Annotated in this window: 28 protein-coding genes; 15 read left to right on the top strand and 13 right to left on the bottom strand. The window is 47.2% G+C overall.

Annotation, left to right across the window (positions count from 1 at the left end):
- Positions 1-17 precede the first annotated feature (17 nt).
- Positions 18-1,562 carry a pyridoxal phosphate-dependent decarboxylase family protein gene (locus LU290_RS07440; protein WP_277807975.1) on the top strand — a complete coding sequence of 515 codons (1,545 nt, stop codon included), beginning with the start codon at positions 18-20 and terminating at the stop codon, positions 1,560-1,562.
- The gene (locus LU290_RS07435) at positions 1,562-2,389 is read left to right on the top strand and encodes a DUF72 domain-containing protein (protein WP_277807974.1); all 828 of its coding nucleotides are present in this window, start codon (positions 1,562-1,564) and stop codon (positions 2,387-2,389) included. The genes LU290_RS07440 and LU290_RS07435 overlap by 1 nt, the downstream gene beginning before the upstream one ends.
- Before the next feature lie 120 nt (positions 2,390-2,509).
- Here LU290_RS07435 and LU290_RS07430 read toward each other — a convergent pair whose 3' ends face one another.
- The 3 genes from LU290_RS07430 to metX all read right to left on the bottom strand — a co-directional run bounded on the left by LU290_RS07430 (position 2,510) and on the right by metX (position 5,146).
- Positions 2,510-3,094 carry a tetratricopeptide repeat protein gene (locus LU290_RS07430; protein ID WP_277807973.1) on the bottom strand — a complete coding sequence of 195 codons (585 nt, stop codon included), beginning with the start codon at positions 3,092-3,094 and terminating at the stop codon, positions 2,510-2,512.
- Between the two features lie 105 nt (positions 3,095-3,199).
- Positions 3,200-3,811 (bottom strand): methionine biosynthesis protein MetW, encoded by a 612-nt coding sequence (metW, locus tag LU290_RS07425; RefSeq protein WP_277807972.1) that lies wholly within the window; start codon positions 3,809-3,811, stop codon positions 3,200-3,202.
- Positions 3,812-3,865: 54 nt separating this feature from the next.
- Complete coding sequence (gene metX, locus LU290_RS07420; RefSeq protein WP_370688526.1) at positions 3,866-5,146, bottom strand: homoserine O-succinyltransferase MetX; 1,281 nt, start codon at positions 5,144-5,146, stop codon at positions 3,866-3,868.
- 206 nt (positions 5,147-5,352) lie between these two features.
- Between metX and hemH the strand changes: the two genes are divergently transcribed.
- On the top strand, positions 5,353-6,315 hold the full coding sequence (gene hemH, locus LU290_RS07415; protein WP_277807971.1) for a ferrochelatase: 963 nt from the start codon (positions 5,353-5,355) through the stop codon (positions 6,313-6,315).
- Positions 6,316-6,538: 223 nt separating this feature from the next.
- Here the strand turns inward: hemH and LU290_RS07410 are convergent, their stop codons facing one another.
- The 6 genes from LU290_RS07410 to LU290_RS07385 all read right to left on the bottom strand — a co-directional run bounded on the left by LU290_RS07410 (position 6,539) and on the right by LU290_RS07385 (position 12,824).
- The gene (locus tag LU290_RS07410; protein ID WP_277807970.1) at positions 6,539-7,186 is read right to left on the bottom strand and encodes a trimeric intracellular cation channel family protein; all 648 of its coding nucleotides are present in this window, start codon (positions 7,184-7,186) and stop codon (positions 6,539-6,541) included.
- A gap of 13 nt (positions 7,187-7,199) precedes the next feature.
- Complete coding sequence (locus tag LU290_RS07405; protein WP_277807969.1) at positions 7,200-8,174, bottom strand: multidrug resistance efflux transporter family protein; 975 nt, start codon at positions 8,172-8,174, stop codon at positions 7,200-7,202.
- Positions 8,174-8,797 carry a guanylate kinase gene (gmk, locus tag LU290_RS07400; protein WP_277807968.1) on the bottom strand — a complete coding sequence of 208 codons (624 nt, stop codon included), beginning with the start codon at positions 8,795-8,797 and terminating at the stop codon, positions 8,174-8,176. Before gmk ends, LU290_RS07405 begins: the two co-directional genes overlap by 1 nt.
- 92 nt (positions 8,798-8,889) lie before the next feature.
- A complete protein-coding gene (locus LU290_RS07395) occupies positions 8,890-9,381 on the bottom strand; it encodes a redoxin domain-containing protein (RefSeq protein ID WP_277807967.1) in 492 nt (163 codons plus the stop codon).
- Positions 9,382-9,465: 84 nt separating this feature from the next.
- Positions 9,466-11,688, bottom strand: coding sequence for an NADP-dependent isocitrate dehydrogenase (locus tag LU290_RS07390; RefSeq protein WP_277807966.1), 2,223 nt, complete (start codon positions 11,686-11,688; stop codon positions 9,466-9,468).
- A gap of 248 nt (positions 11,689-11,936) precedes the next feature.
- Positions 11,937-12,824, bottom strand: a complete 888-nt coding sequence (locus LU290_RS07385) for a LysR family transcriptional regulator (protein WP_277807965.1) — start codon at positions 12,822-12,824, stop codon at positions 11,937-11,939.
- Positions 12,825-12,995: 171 nt separating this feature from the next.
- On the opposite strand from LU290_RS07385, the gene LU290_RS07380 reads away from it, so the two are divergent.
- The gene (locus LU290_RS07380; protein ID WP_277807964.1) at positions 12,996-13,634 is read left to right on the top strand and encodes a DedA family protein; all 639 of its coding nucleotides are present in this window, start codon (positions 12,996-12,998) and stop codon (positions 13,632-13,634) included.
- A 170-nt stretch (positions 13,635-13,804) separates the two neighbouring features.
- Positions 13,805-14,251 (top strand): GatB/YqeY domain-containing protein, encoded by a 447-nt coding sequence (locus LU290_RS07375; protein WP_277807963.1) that lies wholly within the window; start codon positions 13,805-13,807, stop codon positions 14,249-14,251.
- Positions 14,252-14,374: 123 nt separating this feature from the next.
- Here the strand turns inward: LU290_RS07375 and LU290_RS07370 are convergent, their stop codons facing one another.
- The gene (locus tag LU290_RS07370; protein ID WP_277807962.1) at positions 14,375-15,880 is read right to left on the bottom strand and encodes a M48 family metalloprotease; all 1,506 of its coding nucleotides are present in this window, start codon (positions 15,878-15,880) and stop codon (positions 14,375-14,377) included.
- A 346-nt stretch (positions 15,881-16,226) separates the two neighbouring features.
- On the opposite strand from LU290_RS07370, the gene LU290_RS07365 reads away from it, so the two are divergent.
- The 5 genes from LU290_RS07365 to LU290_RS07345 all read left to right on the top strand — a co-directional run bounded on the left by LU290_RS07365 (position 16,227) and on the right by LU290_RS07345 (position 19,459).
- Positions 16,227-16,601: a sulfurtransferase TusA family protein gene (locus tag LU290_RS07365; protein ID WP_277807961.1), complete on the top strand. Its 375-nt coding sequence runs from the start codon at positions 16,227-16,229 to the stop codon at positions 16,599-16,601.
- Positions 16,602-16,937: 336 nt separating this feature from the next.
- Positions 16,938-17,792, top strand: coding sequence for an RNA polymerase sigma factor RpoH (gene rpoH, locus LU290_RS07360; protein ID WP_277809581.1), 855 nt, complete (start codon positions 16,938-16,940; stop codon positions 17,790-17,792).
- Positions 17,793-17,869: 77 nt separating this feature from the next.
- The gene (locus LU290_RS07355; RefSeq protein WP_277807960.1) at positions 17,870-18,238 is read left to right on the top strand and encodes a DUF423 domain-containing protein; all 369 of its coding nucleotides are present in this window, start codon (positions 17,870-17,872) and stop codon (positions 18,236-18,238) included.
- Positions 18,239-18,396: 158 nt separating this feature from the next.
- Positions 18,397-18,597, top strand: coding sequence for a sulfur carrier protein ThiS (thiS, locus tag LU290_RS07350; protein ID WP_277807959.1), 201 nt, complete (start codon positions 18,397-18,399; stop codon positions 18,595-18,597).
- 10 nt (positions 18,598-18,607) lie between these two features.
- A complete protein-coding gene (locus LU290_RS07345; protein WP_277807958.1) occupies positions 18,608-19,459 on the top strand; it encodes a nitrilase-related carbon-nitrogen hydrolase in 852 nt (283 codons plus the stop codon).
- A 122-nt stretch (positions 19,460-19,581) separates the two neighbouring features.
- Here the strand turns inward: LU290_RS07345 and rsmI are convergent, their stop codons facing one another.
- Together rsmI and yihA are read right to left on the bottom strand one after the other, a co-directional pair.
- Positions 19,582-20,409: a 16S rRNA (cytidine(1402)-2'-O)-methyltransferase gene (gene rsmI / locus LU290_RS07340; protein ID WP_277807957.1), complete on the bottom strand. Its 828-nt coding sequence runs from the start codon at positions 20,407-20,409 to the stop codon at positions 19,582-19,584.
- A 3-nt stretch (positions 20,410-20,412) separates the two neighbouring features.
- The gene (yihA, locus tag LU290_RS07335) at positions 20,413-21,129 is read right to left on the bottom strand and encodes a ribosome biogenesis GTP-binding protein YihA/YsxC (RefSeq protein WP_277807956.1); all 717 of its coding nucleotides are present in this window, start codon (positions 21,127-21,129) and stop codon (positions 20,413-20,415) included.
- A gap of 529 nt (positions 21,130-21,658) precedes the next feature.
- Here yihA and LU290_RS07330 point away from each other — a divergent pair.
- From LU290_RS07330 to LU290_RS07320, 3 genes are all read left to right on the top strand, one after another.
- Entirely contained in the window at positions 21,659-22,351 is a 693-nt protein-coding gene (locus tag LU290_RS07330) for a c-type cytochrome (RefSeq protein ID WP_277807955.1), read from the top strand.
- Positions 22,352-22,465: 114 nt separating this feature from the next.
- Complete coding sequence (locus LU290_RS07325) at positions 22,466-23,560, top strand: hypothetical protein (RefSeq protein WP_277807954.1); 1,095 nt, start codon at positions 22,466-22,468, stop codon at positions 23,558-23,560.
- Entirely contained in the window at positions 23,557-23,898 is a 342-nt protein-coding gene (locus LU290_RS07320; RefSeq protein WP_277807953.1) for an RnfH family protein, read from the top strand. The genes LU290_RS07325 and LU290_RS07320 overlap by 4 nt, the downstream gene beginning before the upstream one ends.
- Before the next feature lie 100 nt (positions 23,899-23,998).
- Here the strand turns inward: LU290_RS07320 and LU290_RS07315 are convergent, their stop codons facing one another.
- Entirely contained in the window at positions 23,999-24,364 is a 366-nt protein-coding gene (locus LU290_RS07315) for an outer membrane protein assembly factor BamE (protein ID WP_277807952.1), read from the bottom strand.
- Positions 24,365-24,655: 291 nt separating this feature from the next.
- On the opposite strand from LU290_RS07315, the gene fur reads away from it, so the two are divergent.
- Positions 24,656-25,090, top strand: a complete 435-nt coding sequence (gene fur / locus LU290_RS07310) for a ferric iron uptake transcriptional regulator (RefSeq protein WP_277807951.1) — start codon at positions 24,656-24,658, stop codon at positions 25,088-25,090.
- 376 nt (positions 25,091-25,466) lie between these two features.
- Positions 25,467-25,913, top strand: coding sequence for a hypothetical protein (locus LU290_RS07305; RefSeq protein ID WP_277807950.1), 447 nt, complete (start codon positions 25,467-25,469; stop codon positions 25,911-25,913).
- The last annotated feature ends 45 nt before the right edge of the window (positions 25,914-25,958 follow it).

Here is a 25,958-nt window from a genome sequence, read left to right as displayed (position 1 = left end):
ACTTTTAGGATGTAGCCATGCCAACTTTTGAACAACACCGCCAAGCCCTACTTTGCAACGACCCAAACTCTATCGCTGACTATGAGCAAGCGATGAATCAAGCAGTTCAAGCCGTCTCAAACTGGCTTAAAAATGACAAAATGTACACAGGCGGTAGCATCAAACAGCTACGCTCAGAGATTAGCTTTAACCCACAAAAAGACGGCTTGGGTGTACAAAAATCGCTTGACCGCCTTGTGGAATTGTTTTTGAACAAAAGCCTAAAAGTACATCACCCACATTCTTTGGCACATTTGCATTGTCCAACGATGGTAACATCGCAAATCGCCGAAGTTTTAATCAATGCAACCAATCAATCCATGGACTCATGGGACCAGTCGCCAGCAGGTTCATTGATGGAAGTTCAGCTCATTGACTGGTTACGCCAAAAGGTCGGCTATGGGGCAGGGCAGGCAGGCGTGTTCACATCAGGTGGTACGCAGTCTAACTTGATGGGCGTGCTTTTGGCTCGTGATTGGGCAATCGCCAAAAACTACCAAAATGCTGACGGTAAAGAATGGAGCGTGCAAAAAGACGGTATCCCTGCCGATGCAATGCAAAAAGTGAAAGTCATCTGTTCAGAAAACGCCCATTTTAGCGTACAAAAAAACATGGCGATGATGGGCATGGGCTTTCAATCGGTCGTAACTGTCCCTGTCAATGACAACGCCCAAATGGACACCACCGCCCTTGCCAAAACAATGGCGGATTTGCACGCCAAAGGCAATATCGTGGCGTGTGTCGTGGCAACGGCTGGCACAACGGACGCAGGGGCGATTGACGACATCAAAGCCATTCGCAAGCTGTGCGATGAGTTCGGCTCGTGGCTGCACATTGACGCGGCGTGGGGTGGGGCATTGCTGTTGTCCAACGAATACCGTAATATGCTGGACGGCATTGAGCTGTCGGACTCGGTAACGCTTGATTTTCATAAGCACTATTTCCAAAGCATTTCGTGCGGTGCATTCCTGCTTAAAGATGAGCAAAATTACCGCTTTATGCACTACGAGGCGGAGTATTTGAACTCTGCTTATGACGAAGAGCATGGCGTGCCAAACTTGGTGTCAAAGTCTTTGCAGACCACTCGCCGTTTTGATGCGTTGAAACTGTGGATGACGGTTGAGGCGTTGGGCGAAGAATTGTACGGCTCAATGATTGACCATGGGGTCAAACTCACTCGCCAAGTGGCGGATTATATTAAAGCGACTGATGGTTTAGAGTTGTTGGTTGAGCCACAATTTGCGTCCGTGCTGTTCCGTGTTGTGCCAAAAGATTATCCTAGCGATTTCATTGATAATTTGAACCAAAATGTCGCTGATGAGTTATTTGCTCGTGGTGAAGCCAACATTGGCGTTACTCGGGTGATTGATAGCCGTCAAAATGTGCAATCATTAAAGATGACGACGCTAAGCCCAATCGCCACGCTTGAAAATGTACAAGCCTTGCTTGCGCAAGTGTTGAGTGAGGCGGAGCGGATTAAAGACGACATCAAAAACGGTACTTATACACCGCCGATTGATTGATGACTAAATCAACCATTTATATTGGCACAGGTGGGTATAGCGATACCGATTTGATTGGCACGCTGTACCCACACGGTGCAAAGGCTGGCGAGTTTTTGCACCACTATGCCAATCATTATGACTGTGTGGAAATTAACGCAAGTTTTCACGCCTCCATTGGGCAAAAAACCTTATTGGGTATGCTAAACAAAGCGGATGGACGACTTAAATTTAGCCTAAAACTGCACCAAGATTTTAGCCACAATTTTACCGCCACCGCCAAAACCGCCCAAGCGTTTTTGAACATTCTTACACCTTTGCAAGGTTATCTTGCCCCCTTATTATTGCAATTTCCCCACAGCTTTGAGCGAAATTTTGCCAACCGTCAGTATTTGGCAGAAATGGTAAAATGGTTTGAAAATCAAGCACTTGCCATAGAATTTCGCCACCCCAGTTGGCACATCAAGCCTGTCTTTACCCATTTTGCCAACTCGCCCAATCTGATTTGGGTCAATACCGATTATCCTAAAAACATCGGTTTACCCAATACACCTTTTTGGGCGAATGCTCGCACCGCCTATTATCGGTTGCACGGACGGCGTAGCGATTGGTGGGAAAAAGAGAGTACCAAAGAGCGACACGATTATCGTTATAGCGAGGATGAACTTAGTAAAATCGCTGATGAGATTTTTAGTCATCGTACCAATTTTGATGAGCTTTTTATTTATTTTCAAAATACGACCAACGCCCATTCGTTTTATAACATCATGATGTTAAAAGAAAAATTGTCCGCTTATGGTTTTGTGGTAAAAACGCCAGAAATCAAAGGTCAGGGCGAGTTGTTCTAGGTAGCTTTTTTTAATCTTATGATTTTTTTTAAGTTTGAAGAAAATTTTTGGATAAGAGTGGTTAAAAAACCACCCCAGAAAGGCTATTTTTTGGGGTGGTTTTTTTTGTGCAGGTGGGCATCAGCGGTTTTGAAACCAGTTGTTAGCGCTGGTTTTGGCTTTTTCGATGTCTTTGGAGGAAAGGTTTAGCGCAAGCTGACCGATTTTGGTTTGAGCTTTGTTTTTGATGTTTTGGTCGAGCATGCCATCACGGCTGGATAGGTCGTACCATTTGTAGGCATCGACTAGGCGTTTTTCACGCTCATCAAGCACCGCAAGGGCGTAGCTGGCACGGTTGTCACCCAAGTGAGCGGCTTTTTCTAGCCATTTACGAGCTTCATTCATGTTTGCTTTGACGCCTTCGCCACGCAGATACATCAGACCAAGATTTAGCTGAGCAGGCGAGGCGTTTTGCTCGGCGGCTCGGGTGTACCAGTAAGCAGCACGGCTAGGGTCTTTGGCGACGCCTTCACCTTTTTGTAGGCGTTTTGCTAGGAAAAACTGGGCGTGATGGTTGCCCTGAGCGGCTCTGGCGGTTAGGCTGTTGATGTCCATGCGTTCAAAATTGCTGCTTTCAAAACTGCTCGTGGTCGTGGTGGTCTGCGCATGACTAAGCACCGCCGTACCAAGCGCCAAAGGAAGTAGGGCAATTTTAAGCATTTTCATAAAAGACTCCAAAGCATAAACTCAAATAAACAATCCATCTATGTTAGCACTTTGACACCCAAAATTCAATGAATGAGATGTTACAAAAGGTGCAGGCTTTGTGAGTTAATTTTTCGCAATGCGGTAAATCGCCACATCGGCCAGTAGATTCGGCGCATGCTTGACAAATCGGCTCATGAGTTTGTTGGGCAAATTGGCGTCATCATTGATGGCGACTGTATCAAGGATGGTGATGCCATTGTCATGACAAAGTCGCTCAAAGTCTTTGAAAGTGCAAAGATGGATGTTCGGCGTGTCGTACCATTGGTGCGGCAGCGTTTCACTCATGGGCATGATGCCTTTGATGCCTAGGTACACACGGTTTTGCCAATAGGCGAAATTAGGAAAGGTAACGATGCCTTCTTTGGCGACACGCAGCATGTCATTGAGTAGATCTTGGGGGTTTTTGACTGCTTGCAAGGCACGAGCCATGACCACCGTATCAAAGCTGTTGTCGGCAAAGCGAGCCAGACCATCGTTAAGGTCTTGCTCGATGATGTTTAGACCTTTGGCGATGCCTTGATTGATCTTATCGGGGTCAATTTCAAGACCGTAGCCTGACACGCCCAGATGCTGCTTTAAGTGCGCCAAAAGCGTGCCATCGCCACAGCCCAAATCAAGCACTTTGGCGTGGGGCTGTATCCATCTTTCGGCAAGTTGGTGGTCGATGCTGGTCATGGTTTTCCTTGTTTTTGATTGTCGGTTTGATTGTATTGTCTATTGATTATAAAATCATTGTCTGGCTAATTTTGAAATCTCTTGTGGGCTGATGTGGTTGTTTTTGGGAGTCTGGGTCGGCAAGGAAGCGGACAAAAATCCTTTGACTGCGCCCACATATCTTGGAATGTCAAACAAAAACGAGTCATGCCCGTGCGGTGCGTCCACATTAACAAAGCTGACATCTTTGCCATTTGCCATGAGTGCATCGACAATCTCCACCGAGCGCTCTGGGCTAAATCGCCAATCGGTCGTGAATGACACGATCAAAAACTGACAGCTGGTGCGTGACAGCGTCTCTTTCAGGGCGCTTTTTTCGTCCAGATGTTCAGGCGTGTAATCTCGGGTGGGGTCAAAATAATCCAAAGCTTTGGTCATCAAAAGATAAGTATTGGCATCAAAATTTTTGCTAAATCGCTCACCTTGATAACGCAGATAGCTTTCCACCTGAAATTCGACATCAAAGCCGTACATGAATTTGCCAGATTTCAAATCTCGTCCAAATTTGGCTCGCATCGCCTCCTCGGTGATGTAGGTGATGTGTCCGACCATGCGTGCCAAAATCAGCCCTCGTCTGGGGTAGGTGCCGTGCTTGGCATAAGAGCCGCCGTGAAAATCGGGGTCGGACAAGATGGACTGGCGTGCCACTTCATTGAAGGCGATGTTTTGAGCGGACAGCTTGGGCGTGCTTGCGATGATGACGGCACGAGCAAGGCGGTCGGGGTAGTCCACCGACCATTGCAGCGCCTGCATACCGCCCATCGAGCCGCCGACGATGGCGTGCCATTTTTCAATGCCTAGACGGTCGGAGAGCATGACTTGGGTCTTGACCCAGTCTTTGATGGTGATGAGTGGAAAATCTGCCCCCCACATCTCACCTGTCTCAGGATTGATGGTGGTGGGACCTGTGGAACCGTGGCATGAGCCGATGTTGTTTAGGCACACCACAAAAAACTGACTGGTATCAATCGCCTTGCCATTGCCGATGAGTGCGTCCCACCAGCCGGCTTTTTCGTCCGTCTCGCTGTGGTAGCCTGCGGCGTGATGGCTGCCTGACAGGGCGTGACAGATTAAGATGGCGTTTGATTTGTCGGCATTTAGCGTGCCATAAGTTTCAATCACTAAATCAAAACTTGGCAAAGTTCGCTCGCATTCTAATAAAAGTGGCTCGTCAAAATGCAAAACCTGCGGCGTTACAATGCCGACAGATGGCGGATCAAGATAAGGGGCGGTAGTCTGTTCCACGAAAAATTCCGTTATTTGTGCGTGTTTTTTAAAACTGCGTAAAAGCTGCATTGTGTAAAATGTGGCGTTATTGTAACACTTTGCAGGGCTTTTAAGCAATTTTTAATCCGAAAGTTTTGGTCGAAGGCTGGGGCGATTGGTTGCGGTAAGTTGGATTATTTATCAAATAAAATACAAAGATTGGTGCAAATAAACTGTCATTTCATCCAAAAAATGATAAACTAAGCGGTAATATCAAAACCTGATGACCGATTTTTATGAAAACTGCAATTTTACTTGTCAATCTGGGTACGCCTGATGAGCCAACGCCAGCAGGCGTCCGCCGTTATCTGCGTGAATTTTTGTCCGATACTCGGGTGATTGAAATTCCAAAACCCATCTGGCAAATCATTTTAAATGTATTTGTCCTGACCACTCGTCCTAAGCGAGTCGCCCATGCCTATCAAAGCGTTTGGACGGCTGATGGCTCACCACTGCTTGCCATTTTAAAAAAACAAGTGGCGTTATTACAAGACAAACTCATCAAAGACGGAAAAAATATCCCTGTTTTTGCCGCCACAACCTATGGCAATCCTAACATCAAAGATGTGATGGCGACATTGCAAGATAAGGGTTATGATGATTTGATTGTGTTGCCACTGTACCCGCAATACTCAGCGACGACCACGGCGGCGGTGTTTGATAAGGTGGCGGATTATTGCAAACAACAACGCAATATGCCGATGGTGCAATTTGTGCGCGATTATCACGATCATCCTTTGTACATACAGGCATTGGCACAGAGCATTCGCCGCTTTTGGGATGAGCATGGGCGAGCAGATCGTCTGCTCATGAGCTTTCATGGCATCCCTAAGCCTTATGCAGACAAGGGCGACCCTTATGCCGAGCAGTGCCGTAAAACTGCCGTATTGGTGGCGTCTGAATTGGGACTTGCCACGCATGAATGGGCGATCAGTTTTCAGTCTCGTTTCGGGGCTCAAGAATGGCTTAAGCCTTATACCGATGAGCTTTTGAGCGAGTGGGGGCAGGCGGGCGTGTCGGTGCAGGTGCTAAGCCCGGCATTTAGTGCAGATTGTCTTGAGACGCTAGAAGAGCTTGCTGTTGAAAATCGTGATAACTTTTTAAGCGCTGGTGGCAAGTCTTATGAGTACATTCCTGCGTTAAATACAGACGAATTGCATATTGAGCTGATGGCACAGCTGGTGGGTCGTTATTTGTAAATTCATCGGATTGAAATGAAGGGAATGAGGCCAGTAAAGGTGGTCGTGTAGTGATTTAACTTTAAAAATCACCAAAACCGTTCGTCATTAAGCTTGCCTTCGGGTGGAATGGTTTGCTGTTATGGTTCGACAGCTCACTGTGAGCAAAAAACCTAATATGGTGCATTTTGAGTTTAATTTACTATATAAAAAAGGCGTATGTACCACGCCTTTTTTTGTTGGGTTATGGATCGTTGCTGCGATGATTTAGGCGAATGGAGGGTAAATGCCAATCCAAATGCACCGCCAGCATTCGCACGCCAAAGATGGTGGCGAGTGTCAGCGTGTCTTGAACGCCATTTGCCACGCCCAAGCCTTCTAAGGCAAAATACAACAGCGAGCCTGCGATACTGGCGCTGATGTAGATTTCTTTTTGTAGAACCAGTGGGATTTCATTGCAAATCATATCACGCATGATGCCGCCTGCAATGCTGGTCAAAACCGCCATCATCACCGCAATCATCGGATGTGCGCCAAATGACAAGCCGACCTTTAACCCAATCACGCTAAACGCTGCCAGACCAATCGCATCAAAGAATTTGAGCGTGCGGTCTATTTTTTGATAATGATTAAAAAATATCTGACAGATGAGCGAAGTGAGTGTGATGATGACAACATAAGTCAAATCCGTCATCCAAAACAGCGGATGGCGATCAAGCATGACATCACGAATCGTACCACCACCGATGGCGTTGATCATGGAGACCAAAATACAGCCAAACAGATCAAAGCGTTTGTGCAAGGCGAGCGTCGTTCCTGCGATCGCACACGCCACCACGCCTACCATATCCATCAGATAAATCATCAATTCTGGGCTAAATATCGCCATCATCAGTATCCTAATCCTAAGATTTCATGTTGGCAAAGCGATACAGACCAAGCACCACCATGCCAATGCCTGCCAAGCTCAAAGCAGACGGTGCGGATGAGCCGAGTAATATCATGCCGCCAAAAATCGCAAAAATCATTTCGCTGGCTTGGGTGGCGTCAATGGCAGCGACCTGTCCGCCTGTGCTGGCCTGACTGCGAGCAAATAAAAAAATGCTCGTGGCGATGACACCAGCAAATAACGCCACCAAAAATGTGTTGATGATTTGTGATGAGCTGGGTGATTCTGGAGCCACCACAAGTCCTAGCACCAACCAAAACGGCAACGAGCCTGTGGTCAAAAGCCAGACTTTATTCACGGCACTGTGAATGAGTGGCGATGTCATGCTTGGCACGCCGTTTGGTAGGCGACTTGGCATGGCAGATGGGTTTTGGGCTTTGTTGGCGGCGTACCAGACGAGCTGATTGCCAATCGGAAAACAAAATCCTGACAACAGGGCAGGCAATGCCCCAAGCAATAGCAAATCACCCAAAGAAATACTGTCATCATGTAAGCCTTCGCCCACATTGGCAATCAAAACACCTGTAAAGATGAGCAGGCTTGTGCCGATGACGGATTTGCTTAGGCTCTCGCCAAACATCGCAAGGACGATCAAACTTGCCACGCTGGTAAATTGAAAAGTGGCGGCGATGACCCAGCTGGGGGCATGATCCGCCCCAAAGCATAAAAAGGCATAAAAACCGCCAAAGCCAATACTGCCTGCCACACACCAAAAACCTGCGTGAGCGTGGAACAGTCGGCACAGTGCCAGTAGGGTTGATGTGCCGTATTTTAGGCTGATGACCAGACTTAAAATCAGCCACATAAAAATATAGCGACCGCTTGCCGACCAGAACCAATGTCCGCCTTGACTTGCCATCAATTCGTTTAAAACAAAGGTGCTGCTAAAGAAAAATCCAGCCAATAAACCAAAAAGAATCAGCCGTGCCATCAGTCGCTCGCAAGCAGTGCGTCAAGTAATGCACGCTGGCGGATTTGTTGTTGGGCGGTGCTTAGGCGTTTGGCGTGAATGATGGTTTGTAAATCGCCAAGTGCGACATTAAAGTCATCATTGATGACGACATAGTCAAAATGATGGTAATTTTTCATTTCGGTAACTGCCCCTGCTAGGCGAGTGTTGATGACTTCTTCACTGTCTTGACCACGGTTGGACAGGCGGCTTTGTAGGGCGGCTTTGCTTGGCGGTAGGATAAAAATCATCACCGCTTGGGCGAATTTTTCTTTCACTTGTAATGCCCCTTGCCAATCAATTTCCAAAATCACATCAATGCCTTGTGCAAGCAGGGTTTCTACCGCCTGCTTGCTGGTGCCATAATAATTGCCAAAAACTTCGGCATATTCCAAAAAAGAATCGTCAGCGATGAGCGCTTCAAAATTTTCTTTGGTGGTAAAGTGATAGTGCACGCCGTCCGTTTCGGCAGGTCTGGGCTGTCTGGTGGTGTGCGAAATGCTGACTTGTAGCTTATCAGTGCTGGCGAGCAGTTCTTTGACCAGACTGGTTTTGCCTGTGCCTGATGCGGCAGTGATGATGTATAGTGTGCCTTGTGCGCTCATAATGTTTCTCTTTAATGGTGGAAATTTTGCTATTATAACACAAGCCCTGATAATGAAAAACTCTAATGAAAATGGGCGAGTATCGCTAAAATTTAGCCCATATTTGCCAAGTATAATCGCAATTTTAGCAGCCACAAGGGCGTGATGCCAGTGAAGCTTTGCTGGACTTTGCCGTCTTTTAAAATGACAAAAGAAGGCGTCACCTTGCCTTGCCATGCGTTAAAAATCGCTCCGTCTAGGTCGTTGATGGTAATAAAAGTGTAATTATGCGTTGTTAGGTATGTGGATAATTCTGCCGTGCTTGCCGATGTGACAGCAATGCTAACGATGGGTGTGCCGTCAGCGTGCAAAGTCTGTATGTGTGGTGTGGTCAGCGTGCAGACACTGCACCATGTCCCCCAAAAGTACAATAAAATAGGCGTGTCATGGCTTTGGGCGATGACATCGGTGGTGTTTGTGTGTCGGTCTTGATACAAAAGCTGTGGCGTTTGGGGCATGGCGGGGGCTCGCCACCAGTTGATGACGCCATAAATAAGCAAAAATATCACAAGATAACTGACGATGGTTGTAAAGGATTTTTTCATGGAAATCGGCGTGTTTTGCTTGATTTTAATGCCCAATCAAGAAAAAATGCCACCTAGACAGATGGCATTTTTTGTGAAGTGAGATTACAGCTGAGCGATGATTTGGTTGAAAGTTGCGCTTGGGCGCATGGCCTTATCAAGCAACTCACGGTTGGCAAAGTAGTAGCCTTCGGTCTCAACGGCCTCGCCTTGTACGCCATTTAGCTCGCTCACGATGGTTTCTTCTTGTTCGTTCAATGCTTTGGCAATGGGAGCGAACTCATCGGCTAGGGCTTTGTCGTCCGTTTGTTCAGACAAGGCTTCTGCCCAATATTTGGCAAGATAGTAGTGGCTTCCACGGTTGTCGATAGAGCCCAGTTTACGCTGTGGCGACTTGTCGTTCATCAGCAGCTCTTCGGTGGCTTTGTCCAGAGCATCAGCTAGGATTTGAGCTTTTTGATTACCTGTTTTTTGGGCAAGGTGTTCAAGTGACACCGCCAACGCCAAGAACTCGCCAAGTGAGTCCCAACGCAGGTAGTTTTCTTTATTAAACTGCTGAACATGCTTTGGTGCGCTGCCGCCCGCCCCAGTCTCAAACATACCGCCGCCATTCATGAGTGGCACGATAGAGAGCATCTTGGCAGAAGTGCCAAGCTCCATGATGGGGAATAGGTCGGTTAGGTAGTCACGCATGACATTACCAGTAACGCTGATGGTGTCTTTGCCATTGACCAGACGCTCCAAAGTAAATTTGGCAGCCGCAGCCAATGGTAAAATACGAATGTCTAGACCGTCGGTGTCAAGCTCGGCAAGATAAGCATTGACTTTTTTGATGACCTCGGCACTGTGAGCACGTTTTTCGTTAAGCCAAAAGACCGCAGGCGTGTTCGATAGTCTGGCACGATTGACCGCCAAAGCAACCCAGTCCTTGACGGGGGCGTCTTTGGTTTGGCAAGCACGCCAAATGTCGCCTGCTTCAACGTCGTGAGACAGTAGGACATTGCCATCTTGGTCTTTGACTTCAACTTTACCGTCTGATTCAATCTCAAAAGTCTTATCATGTGAGCCGTATTCTTCGGCTTTTTGAGCCATCAAGCCGACATTTGGCACAGTACCCATCGTGGTTGGGTCAAAGGCACCATGTTCTTTACAAAACTCCACCACGGCTTCATATAGAGGGGCATAAGTGCTGTCAGGAATGATGATTTTGGTGTCTTGAAGCTCGCCATTTTTGTTCCACATCTTGCCAGAGCTACGCACCATGGCAGGGATAGAAGCGTCAATGATGATGTCGCTTGGAACGTGTAGGTTGGTGATGCCTTTGTCAGAGTCAACCATTGCCACATCAGGGTTGTTGGCGTAGGTCTCATCGATGAGTTTCTCAACATCGGCTTTGACCGCAGGGTCAAGGTTGTCAAGCTTGGCAAGCAAATCACCAAAACCGTTATTGACATTCACGCCAGCATCTTCTAGCTCTTTGCCGTATTTGTCAAAGACAGGCTTAAAGAATGATTTGACCGCATGACCAAAGATGATGGGGTCAGACACTTTCATCATCGTGGCTTTCATGTGCAGGCTATATAGCACGCCTTTTTCTTTGGCATCAGCGACTTGCTCGTCTAGGAATTTAACCAAGGCGTTTTTGTTTAGAACTGTGGCATCTAGGATTTCGCCAGCAAGTAGTGGTAGCGGCTTGCGTAGATCTTTTTCATTACCATCTTTGTCGGTGAAAACAAAGCGAACGGTGGTTGGTTTTTCTACGGTAATGGCTTTTTCGTTGTTGAAAAAGTCGTTATCGCTCATGGTAGCGACATGGGTTTTGCTGTCCGCTGACCACTCGCCCATTGAGTGCGGGAATTTTTTGGCGAAGTTTTTCACCGCTTTGGGAGCTCGGCGGTCAGAGTTGCCTTCACGAAGTACAGGGTTTACCGCTGAGCCTTTGACACGGTCGTAGCGAGCTTGAATGTCTTTTAGTTCGTCAGTGTTTGCGTCGCTTGGATAGTCTGGTACATTGTAGCCGCTGTCTTGGAGTTCTTTGATGGTGGCTGTTAGCTGTGGCATCGACGCTGAGATGTTTGGCAGTTTGATGATATTGGCATCTGGCTGTTTGACAAGCTCACCAAGCTCAGCCAAAGCGTCCGCTTGACGCTGTTCTTCGCTTAGGTATTCAGGAAACTGAGAAAGAATGCGTGCTGCCAATGAGATGTCGCTGGTGACAAAGTCGATGTCAGAGCTTTTGGTAAAGGCTTGGACGATGGGAAGTAAAGAGTGGGTGGCAAGGGCTGGGGCTTCATCTGTATAAGTGTAGATGATGGTAGATTTGCTCATAAAAACTCCAATTTATCGTGTCATAAAATTCGGTTAATTGGTGATTTGATAAAAATTCAACATCAAACCGCAATTACAAGTGGCAGCCAATCACACAATCAGCAAATGCACACTTGTAATAATTCCATTTGTTGCACGCTTATTATAGCAGTTAAAGACTCTGTACTGATATTTTGTTTGTATGATAAAACTAAAATATTCATTTATTTAAAAAATACCATCATTTTAAATGACTGATTAGCTCATGTTTAGGGTTTGACAATGCCGTCTAAGAGCGCCAAAAAGCCTTTCATATAAGCAGCATCTAAGCTGCGTGTGCGTACGGCGGCATACAGTTGGCAATGCACACCGCTGCCCAAAGGTCGGCTGACGATCCAGCCTTTTTTTTCGTATTCGGCGGACACCCAGTCGGGCAGTGCTGCCACGCCACGCTCACTGGCGACGAGCTGAATGAGCATGGCGGTAAGCTCTGTGGTGCGCAGCTGTTTTGGGGTGATGTTGGCAGGGCTTAGAAATTTGGCGATGATGTCAAGGCGCTCTTGCTCGACAGGATAAACGATGAGCGTCTCGTCGGTCAGGTCTTCTGGGCTGATGGCGCTTTGGCTGGCAAGGCGGTGTGCAGGCGACAGCACCAGACGGCTTTCATAAGTAAACAGTGGCTGATAGCTGATGCCGTCTATGGGCAAGTCGCTGGTGGTGATGAGCAGATCAATGTCGCCATCGATGAGCATTTGATGTGGCTCTGGCTCAAAGCCTGTGGCGAAGTCAAGCTCCACATCGCTATACTCACGGCGATAGACATTCAAAATCGGCATCAGCCAGTCAAAGCAGCTGTGACACTCGCTGGCAAGTCGTAGTCTGCCTGCCTGACCGTGCGCAAGACGCTTGATTTCAGAGGTGGTGCGTGCCACTTGTGGCAAAATGTTATTGGCAAGCTGTAGCAGTAGCTTACCAGCAGGAGTGAAGGACACGGGGCGAGTGCGACGGTTGACCAGCGTGATGTCATAGTGGCTTTCAAGCTCTTTGAGCTGATGCGAGATGGCTGAGGCGGTCAGATTCATCTCATCGGCAGTGGTGGCAAGTGAGCCGTGGCGTGCCAGTGTGGAAAGCATTTGAAGGTGGCGAATTTCTAGCATATCAATGTACTGCTGATGAATTAAAAATTTTCACCATATTAGCATAAAACTTAAAAATTTTCATCAAAGCTTGCCAACCAAAAAGACAGATGACTTGTGATGACAGCCAGATTTTGATAAAATGATTCGTTACGCAATTTTGATTTGACCAAAGCCCATCGGACAGCAAGCATGGACATCATTCTACAACTCATCGATTTTATTTTGCACATCGACCTGCATTTGGCGCAGTTTTTGACGGATTATGGCTTGTGGATTTATGGCATTTTGTTTGTGATTATCTTTGTCGAGACGGGCTTTGTGGTCATGCCGTTTTTACCGGGGGACAGCCTGCTGTTTGCCGCAGGTGCGCTGGCGGCGGTGACAGGTGCGCTCAATCCTGCCTTGCTCATTGGGCTTTTGTTCGTGGCTGCTGTGCTTGGCGACACCTTAAATTATCACATTGGCAGATACATCGGTCCTAAGGTATTTCAAAAAAACTATCGCTTCATCAATCAACAGCAGCTATTAAAAACGCAGGCTTTTTTTGACAAGCATGGCGGTAAGACGATCATCTTTGCCAGATTTTTGCCTTTTGCTCGCACCTTTGCGCCTTTTGTGGCGGGTGCAGGCAGCATGAATTATCAGAAGTTTTTGGCTTATAATGTGATCGGCGGCTTTTGTTGGATTGCGTCTTTTATTTTGCTTGGGTTTTTCTTTGGCAATCAGCCAGTGGTCAAAGACAATTTTACCTATGTGATTTTTGGCATCATTGCATTCACCACGCTGCCTGTGATCATCGGCTTCATCAAAGGCAAATTAAACCCATAAACGACACACGCCATCTAGGCGATTTAAATTTTGGAGAAAATCATGACACTAATGTGATTTTTGGCATCATTGCATTCACCACGCTGCCTGTGATCATCGGCTTCATCAAAGGCAAATTAAACCCATAAACGACACACGCCATCTAGGCGATTTAAATTTTGGAGAAAATCATGACACTAAAAACCACGCTTAGCGACGCCATCAAGACCGCCATGAAAGCCAAAGAAATGGAGCAGGTGAAGGTCTTGCGTAATGTCCAAGCGGCAATCAAGCAAATCGAAATCGACGGGCAAAGTGAGCTTGATGACAAAGAAGTGCTGGCAATTTTGCAAAAGCAAATCAAGCAGCGCCAAGAGTCTTTGGGCATCTACACTGCCAATGGTCGTGAGGATTTGGCGCAAAAAGAGCAGTTTGAAATCGATGTCATCAGCCAATTTTTGCCAGAGCAGCTGTCGGATGAGGCGCTGAGCCAGATCGTCGCCACCACCATCACAGAGCTTGGCGCAGCGGGCATGAAAGACATGGGGCGTGTGATGAATGCTGTCAAAGACAAGACGGCAGGGCAGGCGGATCCTGCGGTGATTTCAGGCTTGGTCAAAAAAGCCTTAACGGCATGATGAGTTTTGGCATGAGCTTTAAGGCATCACTGTATTGACCGACAAAGCCGTGTGATTGTTGAAACATATAAAAATATGATTATTAAAAAGGGTGGGGGACTCACCCTTTTTTATGTTTTGGCTTTATCTGGGCTTGTAGGCCTTGGCTGCCAAGATGGTGTCTTTGTCTTTTTGAAGTAAGTGGCTTAAAGCGTGTAGGCTACTGGCGCTGTATGAGTCGTCACTCATGAGGGATTCTAAGGTTTTGGTAGCTTGGGCGTTGGATTGTAGTGCGCCGTCGTATTTGCCCGTCCAAAGCTCGATTTGTGAGCGTGCTTGTAGGGCGTAGAGCGTGGATAGCGACTGATGATTTGTGTCTTGGCGGGCTTTTTGTTCGTAGGCTCGCCAGATGAGCTGCCAAGCTTGTAAATCATGCGGCAGGCTTTGGGTGAGGTCTTGTACCAAGGCTAGGGCGTCGGCAGTTTGATTGTCTAAGATGAGATTTTTTGCCAGATACAGACGCAAGTCACGCCGCTCGGGGTAGATGGCTTGTAATGGCGTCAGCACTCGGATGGCGTCCTTGTGGCGGTGCTGAGCGGTGTAAAGATCGGCTTGCACCATCATGGCGAGCACATCTTCTGACGAAAAATGACCTTCATCAAAGCTTTTTTGGGCTTTTTGATACTGGTGATGATCGGTGAGGTGCATGACCATCGCCAACCGTGCGCCTTGGCTTTGCTTGGCGTTGGCGCTAAGCTCCGCCAAGGTGGTTTGCTTGCTTAGGTATTTAAGCCGCCAATACAGCAAATCAAAAGTCTTGGCGTGTCTTTGCTTATCGTGCATGGATGTGCTGGGGTGGCTTGATGCGCGTGCTGTGGACTCAGATAAACGCTCCATCGTAAAGGGGTGTGATTGCATAAAGCTTGGCGCAAAGGCGTTTTTGGATTGATGAAGGCTGACTTGCTTGTACAGGCGATTAAAAAATCTGGGCATGGCGTGTGCATCGTAGCCTGCTTGCACCAAGATCTGCTGACCGACTCGATCTGCTTCTCGTTCGTGTTCACGGCTGTGGGCGGCGGCGTTTTCAGCGCTGGCGGTCTGAGCGCCTGCCATTGCTGCCAGTGCCGCATCGCCATTGACGGCGCTGGCGGCGATCGCTGCTAAGAGACCGCCCAGTTGTAGCGCCATCAGTTTTTTGTTGTTTTCTTGGCGGTGTTCATAATGGCGCTGACTAAGGTGAGCGATCTCATGCGCCAGGACGCTGGCCACTTCATCTAAGCTTTTTGCTTGCAAAATGGTCCCTGTATTGATGCCGATGATGCCACCTGGCACGGCAAAAGCGTTGATGCTAGGGTCGCTGATGATGGGTGTGGCAAGAATGGGCTGGGTGCGCACCGTGGCATTCATCTGCGCTGTCATGGCGTAGAGTGTCTGGGTGGACCATGCGTCATCGATGAGTGGCAAGGCGGCGTTAATCTGCCTAAGCGACCACAGGGCGACTTGGCGATTGTGATGCTGTTCATTAAAGCTGACGCCAGCGCTGAGTGCGGGTGCTTTGATGGTGTCTTGGCTGGGCAGATGGCTGTTTGGTTCGGCTGCTGCGCCCATCGCCATCAACGAGACGGCGACGCTGATGCTGAGTTTTTTCATAAATCTGATGATGCTAATCCTAATTTAGCCACTATAAATGTAATACAAGTGATAATCAAGCGATGATTGGTAGCCAAAGCTTGCTGGATTTTATAAAAGCTTGCTCATCCTTTGCCAGTGCTGAGATTTGACTGAGGGTTGCTTGATTTTTGGTGCCAGTGCATCACGCTGATGAGACGCCTTTTGTTAAATGTACCAGTGTTATGTACCAATGTTAAATGTGCTAAAATATACCAAAAAAGTGAAACGAGCTTTTGATGTGCTTGGGCTTTAATTGATAAGTTGTAGATTTATAAGCCATATTTAAGCAAGTTTCATCAAGTTTATATGTGGAGAATCAACCAACATGACAGCACGCACCACTTCATTTCATCTTACCATCAGCGATGCGCTTAGCGACAAGCTTGGCGATGATGACATCGCTTTAATTCATGAGAGCATTCGTGATAAGTTTGTCAGTCAAGATCAAGTGCTTGGCGCTTATTTTGATGCCAGAGGCATGCCATGTCCGATGCCACTTTTAAAAGCAAAAATTGCCCTGCGCTCGGTGGCAGATGGCGAGAGCCTGTATCTGGTGGCAAGTGACAAAAACTCTCAGACTGATTTGGTAGCGTTTTGCCAAAAACAAGGTCATGAGGTCGTCACTTGGCAAAGTGATACACAGCCGCACAATACAGAAAACTTTTTTCACTTTATCATCACAAAAAAGGCTAGCGTTTAGCGTCATTAAGCCTTACAATAGGGTTGGGATTTTTTTAATAGTACGACAATGACAAAAAAACGCAACGATTTTGATGACTATGACGACGACTTTCAAGATGACTTTGAAGGTGGTTTTGAGGGCGGCTTTGAGCAGGATTATGTAAGTGGCTATGCGCTTGATGAAGCGATGCTTGGTGATGGGTTTCATGAAGTTGATGACATCGAGGACATCGACTACGACGAGCTGGATGATGATTATCAGCCTGCCAAATCAAGCCGAGCTGTCATCGAGCATACCCACAAAGCTCAGCAAGCGCCAGATTATGCGGTGGCGACACGAGATCTGGTGCCTGCCATGCCGACTCATTTGGCAGCACCAGGGGTGAATCTGGGCGCTTATATTAATACCGTGCATCAGATTCCTATCTTGACGCCAGAGGAAGAAAAGCAGCTTGCCGAGCGCTATTATCATGATGGCGATGTCGAGGCGGCACGGCTTTTGGTGATGAGTCATCTGCGCTTTGTGATTCATATTGCTCGCAGTTATTCTGGCTATGGGCTGTCTCAGGCGGATCTCATTCAAGAGGGAAATTTGGGCTTGATGAAGGCGGTGAAACGCTTTGACCCCACCAAAGGCGTGCGTCTGGTGAGCTTTGCGGTGCATTGGATTAAGGCGGAGATTCATGAATTTGTCATCAAAAACTGGCGAATCGTCAAAGTCGCCACCACCAAGGCGCACCGTAAGCTGTTTTTTAATCTAAGAAGTCTTAAAAAATCGTCCAATCAGCTCACCTTAGAAGAGGCGGAGGCGATCGCCCGTGACTTGAATGTGACGGTCAAGCAGGTGCTTGAAATGGAGAGTCGTCTGACGAGCTATGATGCGTCTTTTGAGATGCAGGACTCGGACGAAGACGAGGGGCGTTATGCACCACAGCTGTTCTTGGAGGACGCCATCAACCCTGCCGATGTCGTCGAGGAGGCTGACTGGGAGGAAAATACGACAAGCGCCCTTAAAGAGGCGATGGATGAGCTGGATGAGCGCTCACGAGACATCATCACTCAGCGCTGGCTTGCCGATCAAAAATCCACTTTGCATGATTTGGCTGCGGTGTACAACATCTCCGCCGAGCGTGTCCGTCAGATCGAAAAAAACGCCATGGATAAGATTCGTGAGGCGATGACCCTAGACAGCGCCATGCTGAGTGATTGAGTCAGGTTGGGCTTGATTTCTTGGTGCTTGGTTTTTTTGGTGTTTGGTTTTGGTAAATTTTAATCTGGTGGAGTGTGATGACTTGGCTTAAAATCGCTGCCCTAAACTTAGCGGTGGGTGTGACCTTGGGGGCGTTTGGTGCGCATGGTTTAAAAGACATGGTGGGCGCTTATGAGATTGGCATTTGGCAGACTGCCACGCTGTATTTATTTGTGCATGCATTGGGGCTGTTGGCGCTGGGCGTGCTTGATGCTTTTGGGCGTCATCGTGTCCATCTGCCTGCCGGTCTTTTACAAGCAGGCGTGCTGATTTTTAGCGGTACGCTATATGCCATCGCACTGGGTGCGCCCAAGTGGCTGGGCATGGTGACGCCCATCGGTGGCGTGCTGATGATTTTAGGCTGGCTTTGCCTTGCTTTCATCTTGCCATCAAAATCAGCCAAATAAAAAGCTGATTTAGCCATATATTTTAAGAGTTTTACCGCTTTTAAGAGTTTGACCACCACTTTAAAAACCTAGTAAAACCTAAGCTTACACCATAAAATTCCGATGACTTTAAATTTTGACAATTTTTAAAACCAATAAAGTAAAGATTATAATCCATCATGAAAAACATCACTTTAAACGGCGAAAGTCGCAATACAGACCACGCCAGCGTACTTGAACTCTTGACCGAGCTTGGCATGACCGAGGGTAGATTTGCCGTGGAGATCGATGGCATGCTCGTGCCAAAGTCTCGCTTGTCTGACACGACCATTTGTGAAGGCATGAGTATTGAAGTTGTGCAAGCGGTCGGTGGCGGCTAGGGGAGTAATCATGAGCGTTCAAATCGCCAGCATTCAGCTAAACAGCCAAACCAACATCGACGCAAATCTTGACATCATCAAACGGGCGTGTACCGAGGCTGCCGTGCGTGCCGATGTCATCGTACTGCCTGAAAATATGTGCGTGATGGGCAGGCAAGGCGAACTTGCTTTGAGATTTGATGAGATGGTTTGTGAGCTGTCAGCGCTTGCCAAGCAGTGTGGCGTTTATATTTTGGCGGGGACTTTGCCTTGTGCTGTGCGAGCAGATGGCACGCCGACGACACAGGATAAATACCGCCAGACGAGCTTGCTTTTTGACCCGCAAGGGGTGCAAGTCGCTCGCTATGATAAGATTCATCTGTTTCGTGCTACTGTTGATGACAGCACTGGCAGCTATGATGAGGGCAAGACTTTTGAGGCGGGTGAGCGACTGGTGGTGGCGCCCATGAACATCAAAGGGGAGACTGTGCATTTGGGCATGATGATTTGCTTTGATGCCAGATTTCCTGCGATGGCGCAGCGGCTGCGTCAGATGGGCGCAGACATCATCAGCGTGCCTGCCGCTTTTACTTATCGGACAGGTCAGGCGCACTGGCAGCTGTTATTGCAGGCTCGAGCCTTGGACAGCCAATGCCTGATGATTGGTAGCGCCCAAGGTGGCACGCATCGCATCGGCACAAGCACTCGTGAAACTTGGGGTCATTCGATGATGGTTGATGCGCAAGGGCAAATCATCGCCCACAGTGAGCAGACTGAGACAGGTGAACAAGGATATTTGGTGATTTATGGTGAATTTGACAAAGCCAAACAAACCAAGATTCGCCAAAGCATGCCAATCTTTGACTGCCACCGCTTAGGCTAGGCGATGGCAAAAGCAGGTGATGGAAAAAGATAGTAAAAGTTTGGTCAGAGTGTGATGGCTTGGGTGCGCCAATGAGACTGATAAGTCATCATTGGCGCACGGACATCACCGCTGGCTCATCGTCATTTGGTCAGTGTAAGCAGCCTGTCGTACACTTCGCTTTTTTTAAGCCCTAAGACTTCTGCGACAATACCGCTTGCTTTTTTGGGCGGCAGCTCTTTGGCGATGGCAAGTAGCCAGTCGTCATAATCGGTGGCGGTCGTCTGGGCGGTATTTCCTGCGACCACAAGGACGATTTCACCTCGTTGTTGGTTGTCATCATTTTTTACAAATTCTAACAAATCAGCCAGTGGTAGCTTTTTAATTGTCTCAAAAGTCTTGCTGATTTCTCGGCAAAGTGTCGCTTCTCGCTCACCGCCAAATACAGCCACCATGTCGGTCAGACATTCCACAATGCGGTGCGGTGCTTCATAAAAAATCAAGGTTTCACTATGGTTTTGATAAGCCTTTAAGCTTTCTACTCGTCCGTGCTGTTTGGCGGGTAAAAAACCCACAAAGCTGAACTTATCAGACGGCAAACCAGCCACGCTCAACGCCCCAATCACCGCACACGCTCCCACAATAGGCACTACCTGCACGCCGACTTTATGGCAAGCTTTGACCAGCCGAAAGCCGGGGTCGGAGATGAGTGGCGTGCCAGCGTCCGAGATGAGAGCGATGCTTTGTCCGCTTTGTAGGCGTTCAATCAGCCGTGCGGTTTGGGTGTCGGCATTGTGCTCATGATAGGCGATGGTGGGTGTAGATATATTAAAAAAATTTAATAATTTACCGCTTGTGCGTGTGTCTTCGCAGGCGATGACATCTACTGCCTTTAAAGTGTCAATGGCTCGTGCCGTTATGTCCCCCAAATTGCCAATCGGCGTGGCGACAATGTATAAAATGCCTGTCATTACTTATCCTTGTGCATTGTCCAAAGTGGCACTTTCTGGCTCATCATTTTCTGGCTCATCATGCGCCAAGTCATCGGTCGCATTGTCATCAAAAGACAGCTCCTCGCCCAAATGCAGCCAATTGCCCAAAACATCCGCCAGCTCATCAAGCCCCTCTTTATTGAGCGCTGAGAAAAGCTGAATGGAAAATGGCAAATCTAGGGCTTGCAATTGTTTTTTTGTTTGTAGCAGGGCGGTTTTTTGTGCGCCTCGTTTTAGTTTGTCTGCTTTGGTCAAAAGTACATGCACCGGCAGCTCGCCGTCCTTTGCCCAGTGAAGCATTTGCTCATCAAAATATTTGAGCGGATGGCGAATGTCAGTGAGCAAAATCAAACCCGTCAGGCTCGTCCGATGCACCAGATAATTTTCAAGCTCTTTTTGCCATTTGATTTTCATCGCCTCTGGTACTTGCGCATAGCCATAACCAGGTAAATCGACGATGCGACTGTGGGGCGAGCCGACATTAAAAAAATTAATCATCTGCGTGCGCCCTGGGGTTTTGGATGAGCGGGCGAGCTGCTTTTGATGAGTGATGGTGTTGATGGCGGATGATTTGCCAGCGTTTGAGCGACCCGCAAACGCCACTTCAAAGCCTGTGTCAGCAGGGCAAAGTTTCAAGGTGGGGGCGGACAAGGCAAAGGTGGTCTGGCGTATGATTTTTTGATAATCGGTGGTGGTCATAAGTTGCGTCTTGTTGTTTTTAAATAAAAATAGTGTAGCACAAAAGGCAAAAAATAGCGATAAATGAGCTTTGTCTAAAGAAGTGCAACATTCAAAATCCAAAAGAATAAGCATGGCGATAAGTGACTTTGGATAAAAAAATCCCATCAAAGTGGGTTTGATGAAATGAGTTTTTGAAACGGATTATGATGATAAATGATTATGATGATGGATGAATGTCTTGTGATATTTTGATTTATTTTCATGATTTTTAGATTTTAATGAAATTTATTTAATAAAAATGAGTGCGATGGTCGGTATAAAATGCAGTATCGTCTGCATTTTTCTTGTAATTTCAATAAAAAAGCGAAAAAAATGAAAAAAATGTTACCAAAACCACAATTTTTGTAGGAAAATTTAGTGAAGTCTTGCTATAATAGCAATTATTTTGGTGTGGTCGGTCTGCCGCCAAAAGCCAATTTTTAAAATTGAGTTATTTTCAACAAAACCCAAGACTTGGGATAGTCCCAGTAGTTAGTAGGAAATTGTTATGAAACCTGCAAATAAAGCCCTTCTTGCCAAACTTGTCCTTGCCACGGGTTTTGGTATTGCCAGCATGAATGCCAGTGCCATCGTTACTGTACCTAGCTATAATGTCGAGGCGGGTAAAGCAATCGTTGATGCCAACTGCGCCGCCTGTCACGGTGCTAACGGTGTGAGCGTTGCCCCTGCTCAGCCAAACCTTGGTGGTCAGAACATCAAATATCTGTACAAGCAGCTGGTGGATTTTAAGACCAAAGCGCGCCGCAATGGGGTGATGGAAGCTCAGCTTGTAGGCTTGACTCAGCAGGACTTGGCGAATGTGGCAGGTTATTATGCCAGTCAAGCGCCATGGACACCAGGTTATGGTAATAAGGCGACTTATGCCGCAGCACAAAAGCTTTATCTGGGCGGTGACAAGTCTCGTGGCATCATTCCGTGTGCAGGCTGTCATGATCCCAAAGGTGCGGGCAATGAGTGGGCAGCTTTCCCCCGTCTGGGCGGTCAGCACGCTACTTATCTGGCGACTCAGCTAAAAATGTTCCGTGCAGCAGGTCGTGAGGATGAAGGCTTGATGGATGAGCAGCTGCGTACCAATGATGCCGCCAAGAAAGGCGAAAAAGGCATGATGCAGATGGTCGCTGCTAAGCTGTCTGATAAAGACATCAAGATCTTGTCTGAGTTCTTGTCAGCGGTTCACTAATTCTACTGCTGCTAATGCAAAAAGCCCCGTCTTGGGGTTTTTTGTTGTCCGTGGTTTCTTGTATCACTGTGGTTTTGTGATACAATGACGCATCTTTATTAAATGAGTAAAAATATGTTCCATAGACAGATGGTGTTTTTTGTGGCGTGTGCCTTGCCGCTGCTCTTTGCTCAGCAGCTTGCGCCGAACATGGCAAGAGAGCTTGATTTTTGGCTTGTTTGGCTGATTGCGATGACACTGATTGGGCTGCCGATTTTGTTTGTAGAGTTTGCATTATCGGCTCGCAGCGCCACACCGCCTTGGCAGGGTATGCAAAAACTGACTCGTGAGGCAGATGCGTCGGTGGTGTGGCGTATTTTTGCAGGCTTGTCGGTGGTGCTGTCTGTGATGATCGCAGCCAACATCACCGCACGAGTGGCGCAGGGCGTGCAGGCGCATTTCCCCCAATTTGATCAGAGCATCAATGTGCCAAGCTTTGGGCTGAGTGTGGGGCTGATGGTGATTGTGCTGATTTTAAGTTTATTAAAATCACGCCTGTTGCCGATGGCGTTGGCACTCATCTTGATCGGTTCATTGATTTCGCTGTTTGATGGCGGGCTTGCCAGTGGTGTGAGCATTCCTGTGATGACCGAGCTTAGCCTTGGTGAGTGGGGGCGGGCGGTGTTGTTTGCGCTGTTGTCCGTGGGTGTGGGTACGGGTCTTTACTGGTTTGGCAGTAGTGGCACGGCACCAGAGCTTGTACAGTCTAAGAAATCTTTGACGGGCATGATTTTGCCCATTTGGCTGACGCAGCTGATTTTTGGTTCATTGGCGCTCTTGGCGGCAAGTGCGATGGTGACACCTCTTTCTTTTGCTGTGAGTGGCGTGGGCATGATTTTCTTGGCGGCTTTTTTGCTGTTTTATGCAGGCGGTCAGCTCATGTCTCGCTTTGGCATGGTGATGGGCGGCGTGATTTTATTGGTGCTTGGCGTGGCATTTGGGCTTTTGCCATCGAGCGTGCTTATCGTGGCGCTGTCGGTGCTTGGCTTGGCGAGTGTGCTGGTGCTGGCGGTGTTTGCAGGCTTTGTGATGAAAATCAGCCATCTTAGAAAGACGCTCAACTTTGGCAGCGAGGCGCGCTATAATCTTTGGCGAGTGCTCGTGCGTATCGTCGTGCCACTGGCGATCGTCGCAGCTTTGATTGGGCTTGTCATGGAATGGCTGGCGTGATTGACATCGCTTTGGGGTGTGTGAGCGCCGATGGTGAGCAGCTGTATGCTGAGCTTGCCGTGCCTGCGGGGACGACCATTCATCAAGCACTCATCATCAGTGGTTGGCTTGATTTGCCAGCGCTGCAAGGTCTTGGCGACTGGTGCAAGCTTAATGCAGATGCCGACCCCAACCACAAGGCGTGGCGTGTGGGCATATATAGTCAAAAAAAACGCCTAGATGCGGTGCTGTGCGATGGCGATCGCATTGAGATTTATCGTCCGCTGACGCACGACCCAATGGCAAAACGCAAACAAAAATCCAAATCACGCATGAAGTCTAAGACCGCCAAAATGTAGCATTTTTAAAAATGTAACATTCCTAAAAAAGCACGCAATATTAAAATGCGTGCTTTTTTATTATGCGATTATGCCAATTAAGCCAAGATGAGCGTGTGGCTTATTGCGCCTTTGTGGGTAGGCTGTCTCGTCCGTCAATGCGCACCACTCGTCCGTTGTTATCAAAATAGACGCTCATGTATTGGCTGGCATTTTTGATGTCGCTTTTGCCTTTGCGGCGACCGTCTGTGCCTGCGGTGTAGTCATACAGATAGTCCCAGCGGTTTGGATTTAGGGTGTCTCGCACGGCAGGACTACCCACCAAATACAGCACTTGGTTTGCCGTCATGCCGACTTGTAGGGCTGCGGCACTTTGGGCGCTGATTGGCGTACCTTGTGGCAAATCAATGGTATAAACACGAAAAATTTGACAGCCAGACAGTGCGGTCACAGAAGCCAGTAGGGCGGTTGCTAAGATTTTTTTCATGATAAAACTCAAAACAATAACAATAAAATCCTTACCATATTAAACGCAAGCCATGAAATATGCAAGTTTTTTGTGCGTCCGTCTTATGATGGCGTAAAATGTGAATGAGGTTGATTTTTAATCCATTGCGTCATCGTTGAGAAATTATGATGAATTTACACATTTTTTAGCTGTAATTTTGATGAAAATGTGATAAAGTATGCCTAAAATTGCAATTGATTATCAGATGATAATTGCCTTGATGGCGATGTTTGATAAAATCAATCATACTAAGATAAAAGGTGAAAAACTATGGCATTTACCAATAAAGATTTGCGTAAGGCTGGACTTAAAGTAACGCTGCCACGCATCAAGATTTTGGAGCTTTTGGAGACGGCTGAGCATCATCACATGAGCGCAGAAGATGTGTATCGTGCGCTGGCATCACAGGGTGAGGATGTGGGCTTGGCGACGGTGTATCGTGTGCTGACCCAGTTTGAGCAGGCGGGCATCGTGGAGCGTCATAATTTTGAGAATAATCTGTCGGTATTTGAGATTGTTCAAGAAGACCATCACGACCATCTGGTGTGTGATGTGTGTGGTAAGATTGTTGAGTTTAACAACCAAGCCATCGAAGAAGAGCAGCTGCGTGTGGCAGAAGAGCACGGCTTTAAGCTGTCGGCGCATTCTTTGGTGCTACATGGTGTGTGTAGCGATGAAGAGTGTCAAAAGACTTTGGAGAGCTGACATTTGTCAGGTTTGTGCATCATCAATTTGATGTACTATCCAAACATCTTTTTAGTTGGAAAATAGCCCAGTTGGGCTATTTTTATTACCAAGTTTATGCCGATGAGCCATTAAGCGGTCGGGTGCGGTTGATGGTAAAAATTTGGCATTATGGAATAAATCATTGATTTTGTTGTTTTTTAAGAAAATATTAGTCTGAGGATTTAAATTTTTAGATATCATCTTGATAAAAAATATCAAAAGTATAGCACGGTAGGTTGGGCTGAACGAATGTGAAACCCGACATTTGTGGTGTAGCTCATTGAATTTGTTGGGTTTCGCAAGCAAAGCCCAACCTACGGGCTGAGATTAAGCGGTTGATTTTAAGGAGTGGAAAATGAAACCTAAAGGGTATTTGCATATCATCATTGCTAGTGTTTTTATATTCTACATGTTTGTTGAAATTAAAGGTTTTTATCAATCAAAACCTCATAATTACCGTGATCGCCAACATTTGCTTGAAACCGAATTTCCAAGACTGATGAATCAAATTGTTTATGACCTGACCAAACCTGACCGACAGTGGCAGATTGACCGTCAGGGTGGAGCTGTGGTACTTATGTATTACTATTACAATCCCACCGAACACACCATGCAAAAAATTCATCAAAATATAAAAAACAACCAATGGATTTTAACTGAACAAGATGTAAATAGAGCGCTGTACTGTAAAGAAGATATTGCCTTATCCTTTGGCACTAACATTACATCAGAGAATGTTCCTTATGTGTATGTGGATTTATCATGGCAATCAAGACATTCGGAGTGTAAATATAGGCATTAATATGTACCACTGCCTATGCTGAGATGTCAATGTGGCTGCTGATAT

The sequence above is a fragment of the Moraxella nasibovis genome (assembly GCF_029581575.1).
Taxonomy (GTDB): Bacteria; Pseudomonadota; Gammaproteobacteria; order Pseudomonadales; family Moraxellaceae; genus Moraxella; species Moraxella nasibovis.
The sequence above is the reverse complement of the archived record's forward strand: the minus strand, read 5'-3'. Positions and strand labels throughout refer to the sequence as shown.

Excerpts from the sequence above, each read along its gene's own strand:
- LU290_RS07440 (WP_277807975.1), top strand. The coding sequence starts at position 18 with ATGCCAACTTTTGAACAACACCGCCAAGCCCTACTTTGCAACGACCCA.
- LU290_RS07435 (WP_277807974.1), top strand. The coding sequence starts at position 1,562 with ATGACTAAATCAACCATTTATATTGGCACAGGTGGGTATAGCGATACC.
- LU290_RS07430 (WP_277807973.1), bottom strand. The coding sequence starts at position 3,094 with ATGAAAATGCTTAAAATTGCCCTACTTCCTTTGGCGCTTGGTACGGCG.
- metW (WP_277807972.1), bottom strand. The coding sequence starts at position 3,811 with ATGACCAGCATCGACCACCAACTTGCCGAAAGATGGATACAGCCCCAC.
- metX (WP_370688526.1), bottom strand. The coding sequence starts at position 5,146 with ATGCAGCTTTTACGCAGTTTTAAAAAACACGCACAAATAACGGAATTT.
- hemH (WP_277807971.1), top strand. The coding sequence starts at position 5,353 with ATGAAAACTGCAATTTTACTTGTCAATCTGGGTACGCCTGATGAGCCA.
- LU290_RS07410 (WP_277807970.1), bottom strand. The coding sequence starts at position 7,186 with ATGATGGCGATATTTAGCCCAGAATTGATGATTTATCTGATGGATATG.
- LU290_RS07405 (WP_277807969.1), bottom strand. The coding sequence starts at position 8,174 with ATGGCACGGCTGATTCTTTTTGGTTTATTGGCTGGATTTTTCTTTAGC.
- gmk (WP_277807968.1), bottom strand. The coding sequence starts at position 8,797 with ATGAGCGCACAAGGCACACTATACATCATCACTGCCGCATCAGGCACA.
- LU290_RS07395 (WP_277807967.1), bottom strand. The coding sequence starts at position 9,381 with ATGAAAAAATCCTTTACAACCATCGTCAGTTATCTTGTGATATTTTTG.
- LU290_RS07390 (WP_277807966.1), bottom strand. The coding sequence starts at position 11,688 with ATGAGCAAATCTACCATCATCTACACTTATACAGATGAAGCCCCAGCC.
- LU290_RS07385 (WP_277807965.1), bottom strand. The coding sequence starts at position 12,824 with ATGCTAGAAATTCGCCACCTTCAAATGCTTTCCACACTGGCACGCCAC.
- LU290_RS07380 (WP_277807964.1), top strand. The coding sequence starts at position 12,996 with ATGGACATCATTCTACAACTCATCGATTTTATTTTGCACATCGACCTG.
- LU290_RS07375 (WP_277807963.1), top strand. The coding sequence starts at position 13,805 with ATGACACTAAAAACCACGCTTAGCGACGCCATCAAGACCGCCATGAAA.
- LU290_RS07370 (WP_277807962.1), bottom strand. The coding sequence starts at position 15,880 with ATGAAAAAACTCAGCATCAGCGTCGCCGTCTCGTTGATGGCGATGGGC.
- LU290_RS07365 (WP_277807961.1), top strand. The coding sequence starts at position 16,227 with ATGACAGCACGCACCACTTCATTTCATCTTACCATCAGCGATGCGCTT.
- rpoH (WP_277809581.1), top strand. The coding sequence starts at position 16,938 with ATGCCGACTCATTTGGCAGCACCAGGGGTGAATCTGGGCGCTTATATT.
- LU290_RS07355 (WP_277807960.1), top strand. The coding sequence starts at position 17,870 with ATGACTTGGCTTAAAATCGCTGCCCTAAACTTAGCGGTGGGTGTGACC.
- thiS (WP_277807959.1), top strand. The coding sequence starts at position 18,397 with ATGAAAAACATCACTTTAAACGGCGAAAGTCGCAATACAGACCACGCC.
- LU290_RS07345 (WP_277807958.1), top strand. The coding sequence starts at position 18,608 with ATGAGCGTTCAAATCGCCAGCATTCAGCTAAACAGCCAAACCAACATC.
- rsmI (WP_277807957.1), bottom strand. The coding sequence starts at position 20,409 with ATGACAGGCATTTTATACATTGTCGCCACGCCGATTGGCAATTTGGGG.
- yihA (WP_277807956.1), bottom strand. The coding sequence starts at position 21,129 with ATGACCACCACCGATTATCAAAAAATCATACGCCAGACCACCTTTGCC.
- LU290_RS07330 (WP_277807955.1), top strand. The coding sequence starts at position 21,659 with ATGAAACCTGCAAATAAAGCCCTTCTTGCCAAACTTGTCCTTGCCACG.
- LU290_RS07325 (WP_277807954.1), top strand. The coding sequence starts at position 22,466 with ATGTTCCATAGACAGATGGTGTTTTTTGTGGCGTGTGCCTTGCCGCTG.
- LU290_RS07315 (WP_277807952.1), bottom strand. The coding sequence starts at position 24,364 with ATGAAAAAAATCTTAGCAACCGCCCTACTGGCTTCTGTGACCGCACTG.
- fur (WP_277807951.1), top strand. The coding sequence starts at position 24,656 with ATGGCATTTACCAATAAAGATTTGCGTAAGGCTGGACTTAAAGTAACG.
- LU290_RS07305 (WP_277807950.1), top strand. The coding sequence starts at position 25,467 with ATGAAACCTAAAGGGTATTTGCATATCATCATTGCTAGTGTTTTTATA.